The organism is Planctopirus limnophila DSM 3776 (genome assembly GCF_000092105.1).
In the GTDB taxonomy this organism is placed as follows: Bacteria; Planctomycetota; Planctomycetia; order Planctomycetales; family Planctomycetaceae; genus Planctopirus; species Planctopirus limnophila.
On record NC_014148.1, the window covers coordinates 4,568,490 to 4,593,057 of the forward strand.

At 56.8% G+C, this 24,568-nt stretch carries 25 protein-coding genes; 21 read left to right on the plus strand and 4 right to left on the minus strand.

All coding sequences use genetic code 11. The features are described from left to right. Positions 1-14: 14 nt before the first annotated feature. Positions 15-2,633 (minus strand): DEAD/DEAH box helicase, encoded by a 2,619-nt coding sequence (locus PLIM_RS18205; protein ID WP_013111783.1) that lies wholly within the window; start codon positions 2,631-2,633, stop codon positions 15-17. Between the two features lie 358 nt (positions 2,634-2,991). Here PLIM_RS18205 and PLIM_RS18215 point away from each other — a divergent pair, with 358 nt between their 5' ends. From PLIM_RS18215 to PLIM_RS18230, 4 genes are all read left to right on the plus strand, one after another. Next, entirely contained in the window at positions 2,992-3,462 is a 471-nt protein-coding gene (locus PLIM_RS18215) for an STAS domain-containing protein (protein WP_013111784.1), read from the plus strand. A gap of 212 nt (positions 3,463-3,674) precedes the next feature. Then, positions 3,675-4,523, plus strand: coding sequence for a glycosyltransferase (locus tag PLIM_RS18220; protein WP_013111785.1), 849 nt, complete (start codon positions 3,675-3,677; stop codon positions 4,521-4,523). Continuing rightward, entirely contained in the window at positions 4,524-6,356 is a 1,833-nt protein-coding gene (locus tag PLIM_RS18225; RefSeq protein WP_013111786.1) for a glycosyltransferase family 39 protein, read from the plus strand. Between the two features lie 276 nt (positions 6,357-6,632). After that, complete coding sequence (locus tag PLIM_RS18230; RefSeq protein WP_148227177.1) at positions 6,633-7,616, plus strand: hypothetical protein; 984 nt, start codon at positions 6,633-6,635, stop codon at positions 7,614-7,616. A 501-nt stretch (positions 7,617-8,117) separates the two neighbouring features. Here the strand turns inward: PLIM_RS18230 and ilvE are convergent. After that, positions 8,118-8,984, minus strand: a complete 867-nt coding sequence (ilvE, locus tag PLIM_RS18235) for a branched-chain-amino-acid transaminase (RefSeq protein WP_013111788.1) — start codon at positions 8,982-8,984, stop codon at positions 8,118-8,120. 279 nt (positions 8,985-9,263) lie between these two features. Between ilvE and PLIM_RS18240 the strand changes: the two genes are divergently transcribed. Then, positions 9,264-10,625, plus strand: coding sequence for a phage portal protein (locus PLIM_RS18240; RefSeq protein ID WP_013111789.1), 1,362 nt, complete (start codon positions 9,264-9,266; stop codon positions 10,623-10,625). 15 nt (positions 10,626-10,640) lie between these two features. Here the strand turns inward: PLIM_RS18240 and PLIM_RS18245 are convergent, their stop codons facing one another. After that, a complete protein-coding gene (locus tag PLIM_RS18245; RefSeq protein ID WP_041402182.1) occupies positions 10,641-10,910 on the minus strand; it encodes a hypothetical protein in 270 nt (89 codons plus the stop codon). Between PLIM_RS18245 and PLIM_RS18250 the strand changes: the two genes are divergently transcribed. From PLIM_RS18250 to PLIM_RS18265, 4 genes are all read left to right on the plus strand, one after another. Then, a complete protein-coding gene (locus tag PLIM_RS18250) occupies positions 10,909-11,814 on the plus strand; it encodes a hypothetical protein (protein WP_013111791.1) in 906 nt (301 codons plus the stop codon). The two genes, PLIM_RS18245 and PLIM_RS18250, sit on opposite strands and share 2 nt — an antisense overlap. 61 nt (positions 11,815-11,875) lie before the next feature. Then, the gene (locus PLIM_RS18255) at positions 11,876-12,373 is read left to right on the plus strand and encodes a hypothetical protein (RefSeq protein ID WP_013111792.1); all 498 of its coding nucleotides are present in this window, start codon (positions 11,876-11,878) and stop codon (positions 12,371-12,373) included. A 95-nt stretch (positions 12,374-12,468) separates the two neighbouring features. Further along, positions 12,469-13,662 carry a phage major capsid protein gene (locus PLIM_RS18260; RefSeq protein WP_013111793.1) on the plus strand — a complete coding sequence of 398 codons (1,194 nt, stop codon included), beginning with the start codon at positions 12,469-12,471 and terminating at the stop codon, positions 13,660-13,662. Between the two features lie 68 nt (positions 13,663-13,730). Then, complete coding sequence (locus tag PLIM_RS18265) at positions 13,731-14,231, plus strand: hypothetical protein (protein ID WP_013111794.1); 501 nt, start codon at positions 13,731-13,733, stop codon at positions 14,229-14,231. Between the two features lie 404 nt (positions 14,232-14,635). Here PLIM_RS18265 and PLIM_RS18270 read toward each other — a convergent pair whose 3' ends face one another. Beyond that, entirely contained in the window at positions 14,636-14,824 is a 189-nt protein-coding gene (locus tag PLIM_RS18270; protein WP_041402185.1) for a hypothetical protein, read from the minus strand. A gap of 45 nt (positions 14,825-14,869) precedes the next feature. On the opposite strand from PLIM_RS18270, the gene PLIM_RS18275 reads away from it, so the two are divergent. The 12 genes from PLIM_RS18275 (at position 14,870) to PLIM_RS18335 (ending at position 24,502) form a co-directional block, all read left to right on the plus strand. Next, positions 14,870-15,142, plus strand: coding sequence for a hypothetical protein (locus PLIM_RS18275; RefSeq protein WP_041402187.1), 273 nt, complete (start codon positions 14,870-14,872; stop codon positions 15,140-15,142). Positions 15,143-15,186: 44 nt separating this feature from the next. After that, on the plus strand, positions 15,187-15,432 hold the full coding sequence (locus tag PLIM_RS18280; RefSeq protein WP_013111796.1) for a hypothetical protein: 246 nt from the start codon (positions 15,187-15,189) through the stop codon (positions 15,430-15,432). 33 nt (positions 15,433-15,465) lie between these two features. After that, complete coding sequence (locus PLIM_RS18285) at positions 15,466-15,858, plus strand: hypothetical protein (protein WP_013111797.1); 393 nt, start codon at positions 15,466-15,468, stop codon at positions 15,856-15,858. A gap of 41 nt (positions 15,859-15,899) precedes the next feature. Then, entirely contained in the window at positions 15,900-16,289 is a 390-nt protein-coding gene (locus PLIM_RS18290) for an HK97 gp10 family phage protein (RefSeq protein WP_013111798.1), read from the plus strand. A gap of 26 nt (positions 16,290-16,315) precedes the next feature. Further along, positions 16,316-16,768 (plus strand): hypothetical protein, encoded by a 453-nt coding sequence (locus PLIM_RS18295; protein WP_013111799.1) that lies wholly within the window; start codon positions 16,316-16,318, stop codon positions 16,766-16,768. A gap of 74 nt (positions 16,769-16,842) precedes the next feature. Continuing rightward, a complete protein-coding gene (locus PLIM_RS18300; protein ID WP_013111800.1) occupies positions 16,843-17,361 on the plus strand; it encodes a hypothetical protein in 519 nt (172 codons plus the stop codon). Positions 17,362-17,552: 191 nt separating this feature from the next. Then, positions 17,553-18,284, plus strand: coding sequence for a hypothetical protein (locus PLIM_RS18305; RefSeq protein ID WP_013111801.1), 732 nt, complete (start codon positions 17,553-17,555; stop codon positions 18,282-18,284). A 543-nt stretch (positions 18,285-18,827) separates the two neighbouring features. Beyond that, a complete protein-coding gene (locus PLIM_RS18315) occupies positions 18,828-19,268 on the plus strand; it encodes a hypothetical protein (RefSeq protein ID WP_013111804.1) in 441 nt (146 codons plus the stop codon). A 349-nt stretch (positions 19,269-19,617) separates the two neighbouring features. Continuing rightward, positions 19,618-21,429 (plus strand): hypothetical protein, encoded by a 1,812-nt coding sequence (locus PLIM_RS18320; RefSeq protein ID WP_013111805.1) that lies wholly within the window; start codon positions 19,618-19,620, stop codon positions 21,427-21,429. A 56-nt stretch (positions 21,430-21,485) separates the two neighbouring features. Next, positions 21,486-22,436 carry a hypothetical protein gene (locus PLIM_RS18325; protein WP_013111806.1) on the plus strand — a complete coding sequence of 317 codons (951 nt, stop codon included), beginning with the start codon at positions 21,486-21,488 and terminating at the stop codon, positions 22,434-22,436. Between the two features lie 342 nt (positions 22,437-22,778). After that, positions 22,779-23,486, plus strand: coding sequence for a glycosyltransferase family 2 protein (locus PLIM_RS18330; RefSeq protein WP_196349480.1), 708 nt, complete (start codon positions 22,779-22,781; stop codon positions 23,484-23,486). Then, positions 23,477-24,502 (plus strand): glycosyltransferase family protein, encoded by a 1,026-nt coding sequence (locus tag PLIM_RS18335; protein ID WP_013111808.1) that lies wholly within the window; start codon positions 23,477-23,479, stop codon positions 24,500-24,502. The genes PLIM_RS18330 and PLIM_RS18335 overlap by 10 nt, the downstream gene beginning before the upstream one ends. The last annotated feature ends 66 nt before the right edge of the window (positions 24,503-24,568 follow it).

Below are 24,568 nucleotides of genomic sequence, written 5' to 3' on the forward strand. Positions count from 1 at the left end.
GCAAGACTGATCATTTAATCAATCGCCTCGCCCACCCATTGCTGGAATGTTTTCGCGAGTTCATCCAGGGCGTTTTCACTGGCGAGAGGAATGCGTAATTGCCAGCGGCCCTGGGGATCGCGTTCCAGATAATGCTTCAACCGGTCGCGAATGGCGTGCACCTGGGCTGATGTTGCCTGATCAACGAGCATTCCCGCAGAGGGAAACGTTGGCTGTCGTTCACCGGTCGTCGCGGGATCAGGCTCCAGAAGGCCTTGCAATTCAGCCCTCAAACTGTCGCTGCCACTGGTCAGCCAGACCTCCTTGATCTCGGCACCTTCATCAAGCACAGCACGAGCGAGTTGTTCTTTCCCTTCCAGTGTCTTGAGCAGCCGCTCTTCAAACGTCTCTTCCGTCACGAGCACATAGACCTGAACCGGTTTTTCCTGTCCCATGCGATGCGCCCGCGCGATGCGCTGCTCCAGAATTGCCGGGTTCCAGGGGAGATCGACATTGATCACAATGCTGGCGGCCTGCAGATTGAGACCCGTCGCAGCCGCATTGCTGGCCAGCAGCACGCGGGTTCCGGGATCGTCCTCAAACTGCGAGACAGATGCTGCCCGTTCACGCTGCGAGACCTGTCCATCGATCCTGACATACGGCAGATTGCGGCTGTCGAGTAATGGTTCAATGAGATCGAGCATGCGTGTCCATTCGGAAAAGACAATCGCTTTCTCAAAGTGCCCTTCAAACATCTCATCGAACATCTCGCTCAGTCGGTCAAGTTTCGATGATTCTCCCACGATTTGATCATCGACGAGTTCCGGGCTGTTCGCCGCCAGTCGGCAATACAACAGCTCTTTCCGTAAGAGCATCAGGTCAAGTTCATGGAGGTGCGGCTTGCGGGCAATTCTCGAAACCTGGGCAAAATGCCGGGCATGCACCTGCCTTTGAGCCGATGTCGGGGCGATCAGCACCTGATGCACAGTACAGGGAGGCAACTGCTGTTGAACCTGAGATCTTGTTCTACGCAGAAAGACCGGTGCCAGCCTCTCGCGCAGTTCGTCAAGATTGCGATAGCCGACAAATCGCCCCTTCTGATCGATCATGCGGTGCCTGGGGAAAAATCGAAAGGCGGGTGAGAGTCGGCGATCATCAATGAACTGCATGATCGAATAGAGGTCGTCGAGTTTGTTCTCCAGCGGTGTTCCCGTCAGTACGAAGGCAAAGCGAGATCGCAAACTTTTGATGGCCTGGGCAGTGCGGGTTTCCCAATTACGAATGCGCTGTCCTTCATCGAGAATCACGACATCCCAGCGTTTGGCAGCAATGCTGACATGATCTTTCAGCACCTGCTCGTAATTGCAGATCGTGAACGGAGCTGCCCCATATTGCTCGTGGCGGGTTTCTATCGAGCCACCCACCAGTTGCACGGAATGCGTGGTGAACTTCAAAATTTCATTTCGCCACTGCGATTTGACAGAAGCCGGGCAAACGACGAGCACCTTCGAGATATCGAGTTCTCGAAAGAGAATCTCGATTGCCGCCAGTGCCTGAATGGTTTTCCCCAGCCCCATTTCGTCGGCGAGGATGGCGCGGCCTGCACAGGCGAGAAACGCGGCCCCTTCCAACTGATATCCCAGTAAAGGTGTGGTGAGTAATTCCGTCCGCCAGGGGTGATTTTCCGCGTCATGACCTAGCGATTCCGTCATCGCTTTCATCCGGCGGCGATCAAACTCCTGCTGCAGAAATTCTTCGGCATCCGGGTAAATCACCACGGGCACCTGAGCCATGCGAACCTTCGCGAGAGTATGCACCAGATGGCTCAAATCGGTCACCGCACGATCACGGTACAACTCCAGTAACGGGGCAATCTCGACTGGTAAGTTTTCAGGGATCAGCAAGCGAACTTCGACCAGCTCGCCATACGTCAAATGGACAGCAATCTCTTCCGGAACAAACTTCTTCGACCGGGCTTCGGCTGAGTAAGTTCGCTTCACATGTTCCTGGACTCGAAGCAGATGCTTACACAGGCCTAACGTATTGGCGCGAAAGTCGGGGCAACTGCAATACGATTCTCCCGGTTCCATCCCGCGAAGGGCGACACGATAGCTCCGCCCGCTTTTGCGGCTGGTCACCAGATAATCACTCCAGACAACATCCGGGGCGAGGGGGCGAATCTCCATCGATTCCAGTCGGGCGCGCTCACGACGATCCGAAATCGCCTGATTCTGCAACTCTTCGGGACTTGGTTCCGGTGCCAGTTGCAGCAACGCTTCTTCAGTCGGGGGCATGAGCCCCAGTTCGACTTTGTAAGCGAGAAGGTAGTGCAGGGCTAATGCCTGATGGGTACAACCATCGCTGCACGCTGTGCAGGAAAGTGCCAGGCCAGAAGGTTGTCTGCGATCAGGCCGGACAGCCACGACCACCTTGCGGCGGGAAGCTTTGCCATCATTTTTTCGTTGAGGAATCATCACGCGGAACAAACCATCCGCGAGATAAGCCTGCTCACCGTCGAAAGGTTCTGTTTCAACCTCCTTCAGCAGGGCATCGCCTTGAGGGCCCAGCATCTGCCGGGCCTCTTCCAGAGTCAGACTGGCCAGCCTGTGGATAAATTCCGGATTCGTTTCTGCCAGTCGTTGACCGCGCGTCATGACTTATTCCCTGCCTGATCCCACTCGTGTCCGCCCTGTCCGAATCAGAGTCTCCATCCTGAGCGGCTCCACTTCCTGCGTTTGCGCCTTCGTTCGACAGCTTATGCGATCTGCACCAATTTCGCAGTGGCCAACGATTTGGCGGATCGTGACGTATCTACCTGTTGAGCACGAAGGATCGATTGATCGGAGGGTGTTGTCATTCAGCAACATCCCGTTCCTGAAAAACAACATCAGACATTTTCGCAGATTTCCAGCACGCGGCAATTCCAGTGCTAAAGTTAAACGTTGCCGCTCGATTCGACGTGAAATCGCAGCTTGTGATGTGTCGGCCCAACGTTTGCTGTCAGGAATAACCATGATTGCTCGCTCGAACGATCGTTTACACAAGGCGATAAACGTGACGGAAGACGCCACCATGAAGGTTGAGCGATTCTTTAAGCGGATGCGAATTGAACCGCATGCCGGGCATACCTTATTGCACATCGGCGATATGGAAATCTGGGACGGTGCCGATCTGGCTCTCTTGCGCGAAGGCCTCACTCAGATTATTGAACGCGACCGCGATCGCGATATTGCTGTGGATATGACTTTTGTGAAGTACATTCCCAGCGGCTTTTTTGGCATGCTTTTCGACTGGTTCGAAAAACGCAAAGTGCAGTTCTATCTGCTCAATCCTCAGCCGAATGTGCAGAGCATGCTCTGGTTCCGGCAGTTTTTTGAACCATGTGCGGCTGGCTTGTGGCGGCTCGAACCCAAAGGTCTCCGCACGCTCCCGGTGATGGACGACGCCGAAATCTCGCTCAGTACACTGGAAGCTATGGGCTAATCGGATTCTCAGTCGCACACGCGGAAATCTTAGTGTTTCCACGACCGACGTTGACTTTTCCGCACATGTCGGAAAAACCTGATCTTGCAGCTTTGGGGCATTCTCTGCTACAGCGAAGTACTTTCAGGCAAGAATGGCCTGAGTAATGGCAATTCGCCCCGTCTTGGCTATGAATTTTCTATCCGATCCGACTCAGCCGTCAAGGATGACCTGTGTCAAACTCCACCACGACCATTGTCATCCCCTGCTTCAATGAAGCGGTGCGACTGAAGCCTCTGGCATTTCTCCAGTTCATTCGCAAATCGACGGATGTTCACCTGCTTATGGTGAACGACGGCAGTTCGGATGCAACCATTACGCTGCTGGAAGATATGGCTTCGGCGTCGAATGGCCGCATTTCGGTGCTCGATCTCCCTCAGAATCGAGGGAAAGCCGAAGCTGTCCGGCAAGGTGTGCTCGCCGCCTGTCGAACATCGGTCGATTTCGTCGGTTACTGGGATGCCGATCTGGCGACGCCACTGGGAGCGATTCCCAGCTTTATCGATGTCCTCCACCGGCTTCCTCAGATTGAGCTCGTTATTGGAACCCGTCTCAAACTCCAGGGGCGGAACATTGATCGCAACCGCCAGCGTCGTGTTCTCGGCAGGCTGTTCAGCACAGTCGCATCACAGGTGCTGGGAGTCGCACTTCGAGATACCCAGTGTGGTGCCAAACTCTTTAGAGTGACACCGGAAATGCAGATGGCGTTTAGCCGACCGTTTCTTTCCCGCTGGATTTTCGATGTGGAAGTGATTTCGAGGCTGATTGATCTGAAGCCGCAAAGCCAGCAGGGACTTTACGAATTCCCACTGGATTCGTGGCAGGAAGTAGCGGGATCGAAACTGAAACCCAGTGACTTTCTCAAAGCGATTGGCGAACTGGCGCGGATCTATCTGTCGCGAGGCAGTTTTACTCCCGCACCCGAATTTGTGATTGAGAAGGAATCGGGAACATCGCCAGTTACTTTTGAACTTCCACCGGCTGCAGAAGTTTCTGCAAACCCCGAGCGAAGGGCCGCCTAGATGTTCGAGGGGAAATACTCCCGTATTCTCCTTGCCTTTTTGCTGGGGCATCTCGTTGTCTGGACTGCCATTCCCGCGATGATCCAGCCCAATCTGCCTCTTGACTGCATCGAAATGGCCATCTGGGGGCATGAATGGCAACTGGGCTATTACAAGCATCCGCCTCTGCCAGCCTGGATCGCCAAGGCCTTCTCTTCTCTGAGCGATAACAGCGAATGGCCGATTTACCTGGCCTCTCAAATCTGTACTGTTATCACGATGTGGTGTGTCTGGTGCGTGGCTCGAGTCATTACCCCCCGGTCCATTGCAGCACTGGCGGTGGTTTCGCTGGAACTGTCTTACTACTTCACACTCACCACGCCTGAATTCAATAACAATATTGTCTCCCGCTGCTGCTGGGCGATCACTATCAGCAGTTTGTTTTTTGGAGTTCTCAGGCAACAACCCAGATACTGGATGCTCGCAGGGCTGGGCCTGGGTTTAGGCATGCTCAGCAAGTACGACACCGCACTTCTGGCAATGGCCATCCTTGGATTTGCCCTGTTCACCCATAAAGGGCGATCGTGCTGGCGAACATCCGGCCCTTGGCTGTTGCTCGCGATCTCTCTGGTTGTCTTTCTGCCGCATCTCATCTGGGTGGCAGCCAACGATTTCCCCACGTTTCGTTACTTCCTCGCGCGATCAGGAGGGAGCAAAAACTGGTTTGATCATCTCGAACATCCGTCCAAGTTCTTCATCGCCCAACTTCTGGCGATTGGCCCGTCGATTGCCTCCTGCTGGTGGTGGACTCGTCGGCACAATCAGCTCTCGGCTGTCACTCTGGCCACTTCCAACATCGATCCCGATCCCCAGGATCCCACTGGCAGCCATGAGCTCTGGATTCGACAATACCTGCTGCTCGTCACGCTTGTTCCCTGCGGATTCGTCCTGCTGCTGTCGTTTGTCACGGGTGCCAAAATTCTCACCATGTGGGGAGCACCCATGTGGACGTTCGCACCTTTGACATTCCTGGTCGTGACCAGAGCCCATCACCTTTCCTGGAAAGAACAGCAGCTCTGGCCTTCGTTTACCGTGGTGAGTCTGATCTTTGTGGCCATCTTTACCACCTCGCGGATGGCTTCTCCTTATGTCCTTGGTAAAGGCTCCCGCGTCAATTTTCCCGGCGAACAACTCGCTCAGGAAATTGATCGCATCTGGGCACGCAATCACACAGGTTCACCGCCGATCATTGCCGGCCCCTGGTGGACGGCAGGGAATGTGGCCTTTTATTTACCAGGTCAATCGCGCGTGTATGTCGATCTTGATCCTGAAAAGAGCCTCTGGCTCAACGACGAAGCCTTTTTATCTGCGGGCGGGATGATTGTCTGGGAAGCAGGCGAGGATGCCGATGATTTTGCAACGCAAATTAAGGCGCGCTTTCCCAACGCACAATTTGAGCCCTCGGTGATTGTGAACTGGAGTTCCAGTTCCGCCATTGAACCTCTTCAGTTTCATATCGCGATGCTGGAAAGTCAGCCGGCAGAACTCCCGCTGTCGGATGCGTTTTCCAGAGCCTTTCAAGGGACGCTTGATACTTTTGAGATACAACATCCCGACCCTGATCTAACCCCAGCCTCCTTTGCCATTCAACAGGCAACGCCCACGTCAGATCTCAACAGGCCACGGCTCCTCGCCATCGATGCCTTACCTGATCAGACAGCGTCTGAAGAAAACTGGCTGCGGAATGTGCAGTTACTTTTTGATCAACCAGTTCCCACAGATTTTTCTGTACCACCGTCTCTGGAAGCACCATTGCGACAAGCCAGTCATCTGGTACCGGAAACACCTCGTTAGCTCACCGAACTCCCATCGCTGACATCATTTCCACTGTCTTCATTTGTTTTGACAAAGCCATGCACCAGCCTCGCGAAAGATCCAGCTTTCAGTTGTCAAAAGTGGGGTTGGCCGGTTTTGAAGTGCGCTGCTAAACTCACCGTTCTCTAGGGAGGCGCCAGTTTCTGGTTCCTTTCTGGAGAATCAAATTCACCACAGACTGTCGGGCCGCAGGCAGTAGATTTCCGAATGGATTCGGTCAATTTCCTGCCTGGCTACGGAAGGATCCGCGCTCCGATGAATGCGCCAAAAAAATCGTCAGCCAAGTTCCTTGGTCTGGCACTCGCCGCCGTTTTACCAGGCATGATGCACCTTTCCGGCAGCGGAATTCGGGAGGCCACCGCACAGGTGCCCCCAACCCCTGCTGGTGAAGTTCGCCTGCAAAGACCTGCTCCCAATCCTATGGTGGTCGAAGAATTGCCAGCCGACCTGCTGAAGATCATGCAGGACTGGGAATACAACTCGGCCCGAATTCAAACACTCACGGGTAAGCACAGCCGGATTGTTTACAACGTTGTCTTTGAAACCGAACGTCGCTCGACAGGCCAGTTCTTCTACGAACAGCCCGATCAGGGCCGTATCGACATGAAAGGTGTTGAGCCCACACGTGATGCGGTCTCACGCCGCGTCGGCGCTTCGGGTAAGCCTTTTCGCATCGAAGCTGACAAGCAGGAACGCTGGATCTGCACCGGCCAGGAAGTTCTGCAGATCAACGACACGGAAAAAACCTACGAAATCTACCCTTTGCCACCCAATATGCAGGGTCAGAACATCATCAACGGGCCTTTGCCTTTTCTGTTTGGTATGAAGGTCGATGAAGCTCGCCGCAGGTTTTCGCTGACCTTACTCGCTGCCAATGACAAACTGGCCAAGATTGAAGTCATTCCTCGCTTGCAGATGGATGCCAATAACTACAAACGGGCCGAGATCATGCTCGATCTCAAGTCGTTCCTGCCCAGTGCTGTCAAGCTGATCGATCCAGCCGGTACGCTCGAAACGGTCTACGTTTTCAGCGATCTCCAGCCCAACCAGGCGGGCATTCGAGCCGCCATGGCCAATCTGTGGGGACGCGATCCGTTTAAGCCGGCTTTGAATGGCTACAAGATGGTTCAAGTGGCTCCCAAGGTTGATGCCGAGCTTGTCCCGGCAGGTAATCAGCAGCCCGCCCCTTCAGGCAATGCTCCCCGTCAAAGCAGCAACATGGCCCCTCCACGCAACTAGCCAGGCTTTTGCTGGAGCGCTGATTGTTTGGCAGTGGCAAAAGGTCAAGAGTATCCCGTCGACGGGTGGCAGGGGTCGGATGTCTTCATCCGCCCCCTGGTCAATCCGGGTCACCAGCAGAATTGCATCTGAAAAGATGCTTCATGACGGTTGAGAAAGTTTGCCAGGGACGATCAGAGTCCAATGACCTGGGGGCAAACGAGGACGTTTGACCCCAGCCACCCATCCCGCGATGAAGCCGGTTGTGGATGGCACGTCCAATACGTGTGGACTCGCCCTCATCCCAGCCTTCACATGTCGAAGGGTGGCAGGGGTCGGATGTCTTCATCCGCCCCCTGGTCAATCCGGGTCACCAGCAGAATTGCATCTGAAAAGATGCTTCATGACGGTTGAGAAAGTTTGCCAGGGACGATCAGAGTCCAATGACCTGGGGGCAAACGAGGACGTTTGACCCCAGCCACCCGACGCTTGTGAATCGGGTGAGTGGAGTGAGTGGCTGATTTAGAAGCCGCCCTTTTTGGTCAGTTCCTGGAATCGCTTGAGCAGGTCGTTAGTGACGGGGCCGGGTTTACCAGTGCCGATCGGGCGACCATCGAGGCTCACCACAGCCACCACTTCGGCCGCTGTCCCTGTGAGGAAGCATTCGTCAGCCACGTAGAGATCGTGCCGGGTGAGTGGTTCTTCCTTAACAGGATAGCCCGCTTCGCGAGCCAGGCGCATCACGGCATTGCGGGTAATCCCTTCGAGAATGCCTGCATCCTTGGGAGGAGTCAGCAGGACTCCCTTCTTGATGATGAAGATGTTATCGCCCGTGCATTCGGCGACCTCGCCTTTATGGTTGAGCATCAGCGCTTCGACCATGCCGGCATCTGTCCCTTCAATACGGGCCATGATGTTGTTGAGATAATTGAGTGATTTGATCCGCGGGCTGAGAGCACCGGGATGATTACGAATGGTGCTGGCGGTCACCAGCTTCATGCCATTCGTGTAGGTCTCGGGAGGGTACATCGTGATCGTATCGGCAATGATGATCACCTGCGGATTCGACGTCTTGCGAATATCGAGGCCCAGGCTCCCTGCACCACGGGTGACGACCAGACGAATGTAGCCATCCGAAAGGTTGTTGGCGGCGACAGTCTCTTCGACCGCCTTCTTCAAGGCAGCCGCTTCCATGGGGATGACGAGACGAATGGCGCGAGCACTTTCGTAGAGGCGTTCGATGTGTTCGTCGTGCAGGAAGACTTTGCCGCCGTAAACCCGAATCCCCTCGAAGACGCCGTCGCCATAGAGCAAACCGTGATCGAAGACACTGACTTTGGCATCGGCCTCGTCAACCAGGCGATCCGAAAGGAAGATTTTCAAAGGCATGACGAACAATCCTGGGGGCAGTCGGGATGGTGAACTTGTCCTCTTGTTGTATCCGCAATAACGCTGGAGGGAAACTCCGGCGGATAGTCATACGTGATGAAATCCTCTTCAAAAAGTTTCCCGGACAGCTTTTCGCCACTGACAGATGCAGCTCTCGAAAGGTTCGCCCGATCACTCAAGGGAATCGCCAGAAAGGAGACATTGCCGCCAGATTTTGCGCAACAACCGCTGATAGGGTGAGAGGCCCGTTCACTCACACTTCTAACGGCGGAAAGCTCCATGCTCACATTTCTGGCAGATACCCTGGCTCGCTGGCAGACACAGGCCCGTTACCGGCGCCGTGTGAGTGAACAGCTGCTTCAACTGGTCGAGCGAAAAACCTCGCTGAAAGACGACGATGTGGCTGGATGGCAGCAGATCTCGGGCTCCACACCGCAGAGTTCGCTTCCCGTCGGGAGTGCAAGTGCCTGGCGGGCCTCCCGCAAGCTGCATCTGCGCGATCAAGCCCGGCAACTGGTGACGGAAAATCCCCATGCTCGCAACCTGCTGAGGCTCATGGAGATTTATGTGGTGGGTGCCGGTCTTGAACTCACTTTTCAGGCGCATCGTCCGGAAGATCAGGAACTTGCTAATCAAGCCACCCGGCTGTGGAAGGAGTTTCTCAGTCGGAACTCCCGCCACTTCTCGCCGCGCGAATATGCCCGCCGAGCCTGGCGTGATGGTGAAGTCTTCCTGCGACTTTTCCCCATGCCCGATGGTTCACTCGAAGTTCGATTTATCGACCCCGAAGCGATCGCTCCTTTGCCTCATGCTCCGGAAGACGAAGGGATTGTGACTTTACCTGGCGATGTCGAATCGGTGGTGGCCTATCATCATGTTGATCCACTCACGGGCCAGTGGCAAGGTGACCTTCCTGCGGAAGAAGTGATTCACACGCGAATGGGCATCGATTCCAACGAACGGCGCGGCATCAGTCTCTTCGCTCCTATCATCGATTCACTGTCCCGATTTGATCACTGGCTGGAGACCGAACTGACAGCCCGCAAGCTGCAGGCTTCGCTGGTCTTATGGCGTAAGATTCAGGGTTCACCGGCCCAGCTCTCTCAAATGGCTGAGAGTGGCCATACTCCCCGCGAACGTTATCTGCCGGGAAGTATCCTGACGACATCCCATACCACCGATCTGCAGTTCCTTTCGCCCAATACAAACTTTGGTGATGCCGTCCCGCTGGGTCGATTGCTGCTGCTTTGTGTGGCGGCTGGTGCAGGTCTGCCGGAGTTCATGCTTTCGAGCGACGCCTCGAATGCCTCGTACTCGTCGACGATGGTGGCGGAAGGCCCGGCCGTCAAGCTCTTTGAGAGTGAGCAGCAGTTCTTTGCCCGTGAGTTCGAGCAGTTGAGCAGGGCCGTGTTACGAGCCGCTGCAATCACACGCGGCTGGCCTGAAGATCTGCTCGATCGAATTGTGCCTCACTGGTCATTTCCACAGCTCGTCAATCGAGATCGTCCCCGCGAACGGCTGGCTGATGTGCAACTGGTTGAGCAAGGGATTCTCAGCCGGGCTGAAGTCGCCCGCCGCGATCACGCCGACCCACAGACCATGCGGCGTGAACTCAATGAAGAAGCCGCACCAGTTGCATGATACCCATTGCAGTATTCAACTGCGTTCATTGGTATGGGGTGGCTGGGGTTGAGCGTCTTCGCGAACCCCCAGTTCATGCCGAAAATCGCTGGGGGTTCGAAGACTCAACCCCAGCCACCCACCGCGTAGTTGTTTATTGACATCCGTATGATCCGTCTCCTGATGCCCGCCAGACGAGCTGGAAACTCTCCCACTCCCCTTCTTTTCCTTTCCTCCTTCTTTCCCTTCTCCCCTTCTCTCCTTTTCACCTTCCACCACCTCACTTCCTGTCAAAAGTCTCCACATGCCCACACCACTTGTTGAACATCTGCACGACTGGCATTCGGCCAGCCTCCGTGTCGATCGCGATGCCCGCATGGTTTATGACGTCGCTTTGACGGCCGCTGAATCGGCCAATGGCTATCGCTATCTCCCCGAAGCTCTGGAAAGTGCAGTCCCGCTCTACGAGCGAAAGCCTGTCTTTCTTGATCATGCTCCCGCCGCCCATCGTCCCCGCGATCGCAGTATGCGCGATCTGGTGGGAACCATTCGTGCGGCACGCTACGTCGAAGGCCGCATTCGCGGCGACATTGAAGTGGTCGATACCGAAGCAGGCCGCATTTTTTTAGGACTCGTGGAAACTCAAAGCCCGGCCCTGGGGATGAGCCATGTCGTGCTTGCCCAGCAGGATCCGGCTGCCAAAACCATTACAGCGATTGTCGATGTCATCAGTGTCGATGCTGTCGCTTTTCCCGCCACAGCCGCCACCTTTGCCGAGCAATCGGAAAGTGCGATTCCGCCTGAATCAACCACTTCCAGCGCCACATGTCACGCAAACCCGTCTTGTGCGAATTCGTGTGCCGCCTGCCAGCCGCAAATCAGTGAACTGACGCAATTGCAGCACGAGAATGCCGAGTTGCGACAGCAGATCCAGGGACTGCAGGAATCGCAACGCGACCTGCTGCAAACTCAACAAGTCCAGACGCTGCTCGAAGCGGCCCAACTGCCACCCGACCTGCTCACTCCCGAGTTCCGCCAACTGCTGGAGAAAACACCTCTGGGCCTAAGGCCCGCTCTCATCCAGGAACGCATCACTCTCGCCCGACAATGGAGACCCACCCCGCACAGCCTTTCACGAACCTCTCACAGCTCTGCCAACCCGACGGACGCCTCGATTATCGAAACCATCCGCAAACGCTTCTCCCGCTAGTCACGCCCTCTCAGTCAATGCTCATCTCCTGATTCCTTTCTCTCACTCTTGAAGGCTTCTCATGCTTCCAGCACTTCGTTTCCGTTCTGGTCAGGTTCAGCTCCAGCGCTGGCCCGTTGCCAGTGAAACTGTCATCGAGCCAGGCGATCTCGTCTATTTCGATGGCACCTCGATCAAGCCCGCTTCGTCATTCCCCTGGACAACCAATCTCGTCACCACTCAGACAAACTTTGCCGCTGCCTTCGTGGGTGTGGCTCATCAGGCTTCGGCAGCGGGGCAAAATGCTCCCGTCTCAGTCGATATCAGCCCGCTCGCCACTTACGAATATGCGGTCTCATCCGGCAACTACACCGTGGGCCAGACGATCGCAGTTCATGGGGCTCCCAGTGCCTTGTCGAAGCAGCAGTTAGCCCCTTCTGTCAGTACGGCTGCCATGGCCCGGGCGGCTGAATCGGTGAGCAGCGCGACGACACTGCGTGTCAATTTTGCCAGTGCGTACAGCGTCGCCAGCAGCAACATTCACGCTCAGCTCGGTCCAATTCCTGCATCCGAAGCGTAAACCACTCTCGCAGTTGCCTCTCATCCACCTGATTCATCCCTCTGGCTTCTCCCCTTTTCACCTTCCCCTCTTTTCGCCTACCAAGAACCCCACACATGCCACACCTGCAACCACTCATCGCTTCACTGGGCCCCGAAGGCTTCTATCACAAGGTCTGCACGCTGCTCAATGAGAAGCAGCTCTCTGTCGATGACTTCAGTTATTACGAACTTGCCGAGGCCTGTGGTGTCCTCCCGGAGCTGCGCTCGACGCGACCACTCGCTACCGATCTACCCATTCCTGCACTCTTGCGAGAATCCAACCCGGGCGTGAACTCGTCGCTCTTTCAAGTCGTTACGGCCGAACTCATTGGCCGCAAAGTTCTCGAAGGCTACGAAGATGATTCCGGTTTCATTGGCGATCGTCTTGTCACGGTTCTTCCCAGCCGGGGAAGATCGCAGAAGCTCGCGGGCTTTCGCGCCTTGAGCGGCCCGACGGAAGTCTCGGAAGGTCATCCCTATGAAGAATCGACCTTCAGTGAAAAATTCATCACGACCGAAGAAGCCAAGCGCGGCCGCATTCTTTCGATCAATGAAGAGCTGATTGCTTTTGACCAGACGGGCGAAATCAACCGCCGGGCACTGGCCCTGGGCTTCTATCTGCGTCAGGAGCGAGAGCGGACGATTGTGCGGGCAGTGACCGATGCCGACGCGGGCCAGCAGCGATTTGTCTATCGACCTTCGGGGCAGGGCCAGGTGCTCTACAAGGCTGATGGTTCGCATCAGAACGTCATCGGGCCAGACAACATCACCTCGATCGACTTTGCCGAAAGTCTCCCGCTCACCAACTGGGACGACATCGACAAAGTGCTCAATTACCGCGCGACACAGATCAAAGACGATCGCATCGATGGTGCTCCGCGACCCATTCTCGTTCCTGCCCGGCAGATACTTGTCCCCGAAAAACTACGCGGCACCGCGCGCAGCCTCGTGCATGCCAGCGAGATCATCGTCACCACCGAAGACCGCGAAACCCGCCTCGCCAACCCTATTCGCGATCAGTTCGAAGTCCTCTCGTCCCCGTTCATTGATGAGCAGGGAGGCAGTGCCCTCTCTGCGTGGTATCTGGGCGATTTCAAGCGCCAGTTCGTCTGGACAGAAATCTGGCCCGTGCAAACCTTCCTCCAGCGGGAAACGAGCGAAGGGGCTTTCGATCGCGATGTCGTCCTGCGGGTGAAAGCCCGTTACTTCGGCGGAGTTTCAGCCGTCGATACCGTCTTTGTCACCAAGGTCGATGGCAGCGAAGAATAATCGTTCACTGAACCTTTCAATCCCTCTGTTGTAGACTCTTCAACCATCCTCGTGCAGGTTTCTGGGCCATGCCGTTCTGCCTTCCTCGACCCCACAGTGATCCCGTCCTACTCGATCTGAGGCCCTTGCCACTCGGCTTCCAGCAATTGCTCAAGCGGCATGGCATCATCGCCCCGACTCCACCGATGCGTCTGGCTCGCGACAGTCATGGCAAACCGGTCAAAGATGCCCAGGGTCAGCCCGTCCGCCTGATCGATGAAACCAACGACACCTATCAGAATGAGTGTGAACTCTATCACCAGCGAATCGCAGTCCTGGCGGTCGCTTTTGCCTTAAGGCACGACCCCACATCACCTCTAGCAGGTTGCTGGCCAGTGCTGCAGCAACCGCCCGTCGGAGAATGGACGGCCTGGGCGGATCAACTCTTCGAGACGCTGGTCTCTGCTGGTTGGCTGGCGGGCGATCTCCTGGCGTCCTGCACAGAGATCACACGTCTGAGCAATCTGATCAGCGATCGACTGGTGGCAGCTCAAGCCTCTTTCTCGGACAGTGGGAGTTCGACCGGCTGAACCCTGCATCGACCACCCGCTCGATCAACTACTACATCCTCCGCTGTTGTGAACGACTCCATCTTGTAGAAGCCAGCTTCTACGAACTGAGTTTCGAAGAACAAATCCGCCTCCTCGGCTACGAACTCCTCCGCCAGGCCGAAGATGCAATTTAAGAATCAACATCCCCCTTCTCCCGTAGGGTGCCATGCCGCGTCAGCGAAATGCACCAACTCTTCCCCATTTTTCCTTCTGTCCTACCCGCCTTTCCCCCTTCGCAGCCTTCGCGTCTTCGCGCGAGCTCTCCGAATTTCAAACTCATCCTCACGCGAAGCCGCGAAGTTCTCCAAGAAGATCTGCATGATTCACCACTTCCGCAAATCTCCCGATCTCTAATTCATCCGGGTGGCAGGGGTCGGATGTCTTTATCCGCCCCCATTGTCAAAAGCGTTCACCAGCACAAATGCATCGGCAACCTTCCTCACAACTCCCCAGCCACGCTTCTTAATCACCACGCTCACCTCGAACTTCTTCCCTTCCCCCCCTTTCTGCCATCCCTTTTTTCCTTCTTCCCTTCTTCCCTTCTTCCCTTCTTCCCTTCTCCCACTTCGCATCTTCGCGCGAAACCATCCATCCCATCACCTTCCCATGGCCTCAGCATGACCGATCTCCCCGATCTCTCACAAACCACAGGCGAGCCACTCACCGAGTCCCAAATCTGCGGCATCCTCGCCCAGATCGATCTCGATATCCTCAATCTCCTCCGTGATGGAAAACTCGCCGCTCTCAAATACTCAGCCCCAGGAGCCGGCCCGCAGACCGATCGTGCCGCCAACCTTCAGGCTCTCCTCAATGCCCGCGAAAGCTATCAGAAACTCCTCCACAGTCTGCCGCTCTGGCAAACCTCCGCCGCCGATCTCAGCCACACCTGAACGCCAACTCCCCGGCACATCCCTTCTTTTCAGGATCTCACTTCATGCCACCCCCACCGGCTCACGAACGACTCGATCGCCTGCTCGACACCTTGCAGTCATTGGCCATTCAGCTCGAACAGCTCAGGGTCTCACTCGAAGTGCTGGTCGAGCTTTCCAAAGACCACGAAACACGCCTGCGCCTCGTAGAAACTCATCAGCACAGGCTGACACCACTCGTGGGTGGCCTCGTCTTTCTGATCACTTCCATGGCGACTGTCGCCATCACGCAGTGGTTCACCCGCATCTGAGCATTCTTCGACGCTTTCGATTCAAAGGTCATCATGCCCGCACTTGCCTTCACAGATCTGGTGTCCGCCGATCTGCTCCTCATGTTTCACGACTGGGGCCAACCCGCCCAATTGCTGGCTGTGCTCGAAACGTCGCCTCACGAGCCACCCAGCCGCACCTGGCTGACGACGAACGACGCGCCACTCATTGTCCTGCCCGATCACACACTGGCCAATCAGCCCGCGTCCTCTCCTCAAGGCACATTATCAGCAGTCACGCCAGAAACCCGCTTCTTCGTCCGAGCCAGCACATGGCCTGTCCTGCCCACCGGCGCACTGCTGGAATTATCGACTCCCCATGGAAGCTGGGCCGTCACCCAGATCCATCCACTCCCGGATTCCGAACTCCTGGTGATTTCAGCCCGTGATCTGGCCCCTGCCGATTGAAGATCTCTTCTCTCTCTTTTCCCCATCGATCTCATCCAACCATGAACCAACCCCTGGCACTCCGTATTGTGCTCCAACCTCCACCCGCTCCGGGAATCTTTCCCGACTTTCAGCGCGATCAGCTCACTCCTTTCCGCCAGCGACTCGTTCGTCAGACAGCCAGAAAACTGCTGCAGCGCATTGCCCAGTTGACTCCTGTCGATACAGGCCGGGCTCAATCGAGCTGGCTGCTCGCTGCCCAACAACTCCAGCCCGAAACAGCCGCCAATACCGCAACTCCCGATCTGCAGATCACGGAAGGAAAAATTGGTTCGCTTTCCATCATCACCATTGTCAATCAGGTGCCCTACATGCCCTTTCTCGAATTGGGAACCAGCCAGATGTCTCCCTTCGCCATGATCCGGCGGGCACTACTCGAACAGATCCGCTGATCTTTTACTGGAGGCGAACTCCCCTCATGCCCTCACCTGCCCAACTCCAGCACAGTCTCATCGACTATTGGCAATCGGTCTGCCCGGATGAACTCCCCACGCTTTGGCCAGGCCGCAAAGCCGATCCTCAATCGTGGCAGCAATGGTGCGAACTCCGCGTCGATAGCTGGACACAGCCCATCCAGAGGCTCGGTCGCTCTCACATCGCCTGCGTCATCACTCTCCGGCTCTTTGTCAGGCAGATCGCCTCTTCCCCGGAGGCAACTCTCCCTTCTCTGCACAGCCGACTGGAACAACTTCAGACAGTCGTCACTCAGGCCTGGCACGAACAGACGATTCCCATCGTGGATGATCTTCCTGAGAATTCCGCCAGCATCATCGGCTATCTGCGCGTGGCCGACCTCACGTCTCGATCGATCGAAACATCATCTCCCACACTCCTGGGGCGCGAGTTCCTCATCACGGCCCGCACCTCCTGAAGTCGACGTCCTGAGGATCGTTCGCGATCCTCGTCAATTCCCACCCCCAATATCTCTTCCTATTGAGGCACTCTATGCCCACCTCGGCTCTCGTTCGAAATCTTCGCGATGGGGAACTTCTCATTCGCGATGGCACGACTCCCACACCCAAATCGCTCATTGTCCTGCTCGATGAAGGGGATCTTTCCTGGACAGAACGCTCACGCACCATCGAGATCAAAGATCGTGGCTCAATTGCACAAGGCCATCTCCGCAAAGGGGACGACGAATCGGTCTCGCTCTCGTTTACTGCCAAGTGGACACAGCTGCTCAGTCAATCGATTGAACCAACCGATCCCCTGGCACTCTACGAGTTCCTCACCTTTCAGCCACCAGCCAACATCACCAGCACGTCACCCGCCGGCCAGCAACAGACACTCGAACTCGTCTTCACCATTCACGATCCCGCGGGCGGCTCCAGCGAAGTCGTCACGTTTCTGAATGTCTATCGCGAAACTCTCACACTCTCCGAAGGGGCTGAAGCCAACACCATCGCCTTCGCCGGCCGCGCCTTCCAGACAGCACCACAAATCACCCGCTCCACCCCGGAATGAACACTTCGTTTTCCTCTTCCCGTAGGGCGCCATGCAGCGCCAGCGAAATGCACCAACACTTCCCCCTTTTTCCTTCCCGCCTTCCTGCCTTCCCGCCCTCTTCCCTTCACTCCCTTCGCAGTCTTCGCGCGAAGCAATCCCCACTCCCAACTATCCACCAACAACCCACAACTCCCTCATCGAGTCACCCCATGTACTCCGAATCCTTAACCCTCCGCATTCTCGCCGATAGCTCCGAGCTGGAATCGCGGCTGGGTGATCTCGGGCGGCAACTCAGCTCTTTGCAATCCTCGACAGATCGGCTCTCTTCATCTGCTTCCCGCCTAACTGGCGCGTTTCAAATGACCAGTGCCATGAACTCTGTCGAACGTCTCAGCCGGAGCCTGCAAGCCCTCCAGCGCCAGGTTCAGCAGATCTCAGGCACACCCCTCAACCTCAATGTCAGCCCGGCTCTGGCGGCCATTGCTTCCGTCAGCCGAGCACTCAGTCAACTGGCCCGACAAGTCTCGACATTCCCTTCGATGACTGGCTCAGGTTATCTCCCCCTGGGCACAGGTTCTTTCCTGCCGACTGGCACCGGTTCCTCGTATGGTGGTGGCTCGACGACGAACACACGCCGCTTTGCCACGGGTGGCCTCGTCACGGGCCCACCCGGCATCGACCGCATCCCGGCTCTCCTCACGGCTGGTGAATACGTCCTGAGTTCCGAAGTCGTGCAGCGACTCGGGCTCGGAAATCTGTCTCAACTTTCAGCCGCTGCTTCCGGCTCTTCAAGAGCCATCGCTCCACCAGCCACCGTGCAGAATTCCCATCATCAATCGATTGGCGAACTGCACGTTCACATGGCACAGACCCTGGATCTCGCATCGTTCACCGAGAATCTGGCCGCCGATGCCCAAAGACTCCGCCATCGCCGCGGCTAAGATCCTTTTCCCATTTCTACCTGTCGCCAAATTTTGCCTCTTGATTCCCTTCGCAGCCTTCGCGTCTTCGCGCGAAACGATCGAACGAAAACTCATCCTCACGCGAAGCCGCGAAGTTCTCCAAGAAGATCAGTATGAGTGTCTCATGTCCCATCTGGAACCCTCGCCCACGTCCTCGTGGGAGAGGGCAGGGTGAGGGTCTTTTCACTCTCTTATTGTGTTGTGTGCCATGCTTGCAGCTCTGGGCAAGCATGTCTTCGCGCCGGGTGGCAGGGGTCGGATGTCTTCATCCGCCCCCTGGTCCTTCGATTTCACCAGCACGAATGCATTCAGTACGTTCCTCACTACTCACACCAAAAGACCTGGGGGCAAACGAAGACGTTTGACCCCAGCCACGCTTCTTAATCCCCACTTTCACCACCGACTCTGTCCCTTTCTTCCTTCCTGCTTTCCCGCCTTCTGCCCTTCCTGCCTCTGCGGCTTCGCGAGAGACCTCTGAATTCATCTCTTCTCTTCCCCCCATCCTCATCGGCTCACGACATCATGCCCCTCCAATTCCACCCGGCGATCGCCCGATCGACCGCCTGGTTCTCGCTCCCGCGGCCCATCGTTTCTCTTCGTGTGCAGGACGTTTGGGATTCCGAGCGATTCAAGTCTCCACTGATTGATGGCCAGCGCACGGTCGGTCATTCGCAAGGTGGCTCGACGATTGTCATTCAAGGACAGGTCGCTGCCCAGGCGGGCGAAGTTCGCTTCACGGAAGCCGAGATGCTGGCCACACTGCTTTCTTTGCGTGAGGCCCTGCATGTGGGCGAGTCACAGCCCAAGTTCGACTTTGTGCTCTTTTTCGATCCCGTCACCCACGAGCGGCAATACTTCCAGGAGTGCTCGACGACCCGTTTGGAATGGGATCTCTCCGAAGCCAGCCTCTACACCTATTCCCTCACGATCCAGGCCGACGATCCCCAGATTCACACTGCCTGAGAAACCTCTGCACGAAAAATCATCCTCACGCGAAGCCGCAAAGTTCTCCAAAAAGATCAGCCGACTCTTCTGTAGGGCATGCTCCCGCATGCCACAGAATTCGTGTCTCATGTCCCCCTCTGGAACCCTCGCCCGGTCTGCCGGGAGAGGGCAGGGTGAGGGTCTTTTCCCCATTTCTTAAACGTCTTGATCTAACGCGCTATGCAGAGCCAGTAACCTGCACCAACCTTCAAACTTCAAACATCAAACATCAAACTTCCCCCTTCTTCCCTTCGCTGCCTTCGCGCGAAACCATCCACTCCCAACCCTCCACCAACAACCCACAACTCCCCCAACCCCGGCTCACTTCATGCGCAACATCTTTCTCCATGCCGGCAGCCCCTCAGCAGCACCTCTCCTCATCGACCATCGCCTCGTCTCTGGCTGCTGGTTCGAATGGCTTCGGCAAGGGGGCTGCGGCCCAGGCGAACTCGAATGCAATCTCCCGCTCGACAGCCCACTCTTCGCACCTGGCGATTTCGTCTCGATCGAAGATCATCTCGGCACCCGCTGGTACCTCGGACGCATTGAAGAACATCTCACCCGCTGGCCCAACCGCGCCATTATTCGCCTGGAAGGCCTCGCAGTTGAACTGGGCGAAGTCTTCCCCGGTGGCTTCGCGAACAACGAAAGCGATGCTCCTGATCCCTATCGACTGGGCCTCACCGAAGGTGGATTCTCCTTCGATCCCGATTACGGCAACGAATCCTTCGCCTTCGCCTCACGGCCCGAAGACGTCGTCCGCAAACTGCTCGAACTCGAAGAGATTGCCAGCACCCAGATCGCTTTCCCGTCCGAAGAAATCACCAACACCACTACTCCCGTCCCTTTGGAAAGCTTCAAGTTCCATGGGGAAGAATCGCTCCGTTCGATTTTCAAAGATCTCGCTCTGAGGGCTGGCAATGCTCCCTGGGGTGTCGATGAAATGGGCCGCTTCTTTTTCCGTGCCGGGCAGGAATTCGCGACACAGACCATTCCTCGAACTTCGATCATCCAGCTTGAACACTCCCGCAGTCTCGATCAGATCTTCAATCGCGTCCTGCTGACCGGGGCCTACCTTTATCTTCCCAATGGCCAGCCTTATCGCTGGCGCGGCAACTATACAGAACCCACCAGCCGGGCTTTGTATGGCGAACGCCGCATTCGCTTGTGGGTGCCCTGGATTCGTACGGCTCAGGATGCCCGTGGCTTCCTCAAGGAATTCTTTTCGCAATATGCCTTTCCCACAGGCCGCCTGCAGGTGGAGTCGGTCGCTTCGACCCAATGGTTGCCCCCCTGGAAAACGCGCTATCAGATGGAAGGCTTTTCGGGATCCACCGGAGCCACCTGGCAGGCCGACAAGCTCCGCATCGAGTTCAATGAAACACCCGTCTACAGGCTCGAACTCGGGCCCGTTAATCCGCGAACTCTCTGGCCAGAACCCGATCACGATGAACGCTGGCCCCTCGCACCCACCAGCGAACTCCCCTCTGGCTTTGGTGGCGAAGACATCCCCCTCCCCTGGCCTCCCGGCGGCGGTGGTGGTGGCGGCGGTTCTTCCTCCAGCAACGATTCTCTCACCTCCGACGAACTCTCCTCCTCGCTCGAGCTCTCTTCGAGTGAGGCCTCATCCACTCTCGACAGTTCCTCGGATTCCAGTTCGTGGCTCACCAGCGATTCAACTGGCGATTTAACCTTCACCAGCAGCGATGCCAGTCACTCCTCATCGGCCACATCCAGCAGCACAGAAAACTCCTCCAGCTGGCACTCCTCTTCGCTCTGGTCTTCTTCTGAGTCTCTCGAAAATTCATCATCGAACAGCGATTCGCTCTCCAGCGATCCCCTTTCAAGTCAATCCTCCAACCAAGAAACCACCTCCAGCGAAGAAACACCCTCTAGCACAGAATCAGCAGCCACCCCCACATCATTCGCACTTCCGACGGACGAACCAACCTCCACCCTCTCACCTCCCACCGATTCACCCACATCCTTCGAACCCCCTCACTCATTCGATTCGACAGAGACCGCTCCCCTCACGATCAGCAGTGAAGAGTCCGAATCTCCCTTCACTGAATCCTCCGCATCCACCGCCAGCGAATCGTTAGAACCCCCCGCGAGCGCTCCTTCTGAAGATCTCCCTTAAGCCAATCAGCAACCTCTCTCGGAATCTTCTTTTCCCACCTCGAAAGCGCCACGGACATGTTCTATCGTTCGACCACCGATCAGCAATGGTCGCCGCTCGATCTCGAAAACCTCTACGCCGGACCGCAAGGTTCCGCCTGCTGGCTCTTAGGTGGCGGCCCTTCACTCACCACTCTTCCACTCGAAAAAATTCGCTCGTCGCTCGCTCCTATCATGGCCATCAACCTCGCAGGTCATGGCCACATCATCCCCGACTTCTGGACAGCCTACGACCCCACCACACGCTTCCTCCCGGCCAACTATCGCACTCCCCGCACTCTCAAATTCATTCACAAAAGACGGGCCATGGATCTCCTTCCCGGCGACACCTTCAAACTCTGCGAATGCCCAGGTGTGGTCTTCTTCGAACACGAAAAACGCAACCACTCCCGCTCCTTCTCGTCAGCCGCCACACGCATTCTCGACTGGAATGATTCCTTCATTCAGGCCCTCGATCTGCTCCTGCATCTCGGCTTTCGCACCATCTACCTCGCAGGCTGCGAACTCTACATCGCTCCCTCGACGGAACTCCAGCAACAGGCTCAGCAACACGGCCTCATTTATCAGCCCGGCCAATCGCTAAGGCTCTTTCTCGAAGCCTGCCGCAGCCAGGACATCGCCCCGGAACTCACGGAAACCGCCATCACCGGCCCTCAATATCACTTTGATGAAGCCAAGCCCCTGGCAGCGACCCTTCGTACCGACGACCACTACCTGCGCACCGTTCAACTCCTCAGACTCTCACGCCAGGCACTGACCCAAACGGGCCTGAAGCTCATCTCCGTCACACCTCACAGTCGCCTCAACGATTTCTTCCCCTATCAGACCATCGCACACGCCCTCGAAGATCTCGCCCACATCCAAGGCCCACCCGCACATCAGCAAACCCGCGGCCTCTACACCGGCCAACCCATCCTGGCCCCACAACTCACCTGCCCCATGCGCGACCTCAAAGCCCCCATCGCGTAAGGAGTCACCAGCATGCGTTTCACCTTCTGACGCGTGACGAGACATGGGGTATTCGGTATTTGGAATTTGGGTGGCACGTCCCTGAAGGCTTTGCGAAAGGGCGTGGTCTTTAGGTTTTTCTACATCAACTCTGATGTCCAGCCGCTTGGCCCGTCCAACTGCCCCTCTGGAACCCTCGCCCGGTCTTCCGGGAGAGGGCAGGGTGAGGGTCTTCTGCCTTTGTTGTAGGGTGCCATGCAGCACCAGCGGAATGCACCACCTTCCTGCCTTCCCACCTCATTCCCTTCTTGCCTTTCCGACCTTCCTCTCTTCCAACCTTCTTCCCTTCTCCGGCCCCCGTTCATGCACAACCCCCTCGCCCGCCAGGTGACAGTCGTCATCCCGGTCTATGGCAGCCTCGATCATCTCCAGAAATGCCTCACTTCACTCCTCGCCTGGCATCATGTTCCCATCGTCGTCATCGATGACGGAAACCCACCCGGCACACTCCAGCACTTCGCCTCAATGCCCGGCTTGAAAATCATCCGGCAACCCCATTGCGGCGTCACCCAGGCCTGGAACAACGGCATCGCCGTCGTCCGCACACCCCTCGTCATCCTGCTCAACAGCGATGTCATCACCAGCGGCCCCTGGATCGACCAGATCCTCGCACCACTGCAGAAGTCAGAATCACCACACTTTGTGCCCGCTCAACTCACTGGTGCTGCCTGGCAATCGCCCACTGCCTCAGCCAGTGTCGGCATGCCGGCCCAAAGCCTGCTCGCCGGCTGGTGCCTCGCCTTCCGCAAGTCACTCTGGCACTACTTAAGACACTTCGACGAACGCTTCCGTCACTGGTATTCCGATACCGATTTCCAAAAGCGTCTGCTGGCCAGCTCCTCCGCAGATCACACTTCCACAAGTCCTATCCGCTGCATCGACACACTCCCATTGAGTCACGCACTCCACGCCTCGACCCGACATCTCCCCGCTCGCTCACAACTCTACGCTCTCGATCGAACCGCTTACTTCCAGAAGTGGCAGCCTGAAGGCCATCGACCATGCACCTGATTCAAGTCATCAACGTCGGCCAGATTGTGGGTGGCACAGCCGCCTGTGCCTGGTCTGTCACGCGGGCACTTCCCGATGTTCAGCACAGCCTCTTTTCACTCAGTCCCATCTCACGCGAAACTCAGGCAGCCTTTGCTCCCGTTCCCATCAAATCACTCGCCGGTGGCAATCTCTCCCAGTTTCAAGCGGCACTGTGCGAACATGTCCATCAAATTCGAGACGCGGGCCAACAGCCCCAACTCCTCCTGCACAACACTCATGCCCGCTGGCAACTCGCACGCTGGCCTTGCCCCACGCTGATTTACGCGCATTCAAACACTTCACTGGTCAAGGCCCATCAACTCGTCGTCTGTTCCCACTGGCTCAAACAACAGGCCCGGCTCGCAGGAACAGTCCTCTGGCAAGGTGTGCCCGATCCTCACGACATTCCACCACCAATCGCCTCATCCATCACCCCGCCAGCCGGTGCATTCCGCGTGGGCCGCCTCTGCACTCCCACAGTGAAGAAATTTCCCGTAGAACTCATCCCGCTCTATGCCCATTGGGCGAAACAGTTCCCGCAGATCTGGTGGGAATTCGTCGGCTGCCCCACTCTTCGCCAGCCCGCCTTGACCGAAGCCTGCATGGGACGCATCTCTTTCCATCCCGCCGGCTGGTCCGCCCGGCACTGGCTTTGTGAATGGGACGCCTGGCTCTACACACAGCCCGCGATCAAAGAGAGCTTTGGCCGCGTCCTGGCCGAAGCCATGCTCGCCGGCACATTTCCCATCTGCGATGCCCAGGGCGGCTTCTGCGAACAGTTCCCACCCTTGAACGATTTTCCAGCGAAAGCCCGCACCTTACGCCAACGCGGCCAATGCCATTCCCCCACCGACTTCTCCGCCGATCTCGACTGGATGATCACCCAGCCCGCCCCCTGCCAATCCCTTCGCCAGACTCTGGAAAGCCACGCCAGAAAGCACTTCTCCCTCCCCGCCTTCGCCACCCGCCTCAAGCCACTCCTGCCCCCGTCTTGAACCCTCACCCGCTCTGCCGGGAGAGGCCAGGGTGAGGGCCTTCAGCATCTTCGTGCCATGCTCACG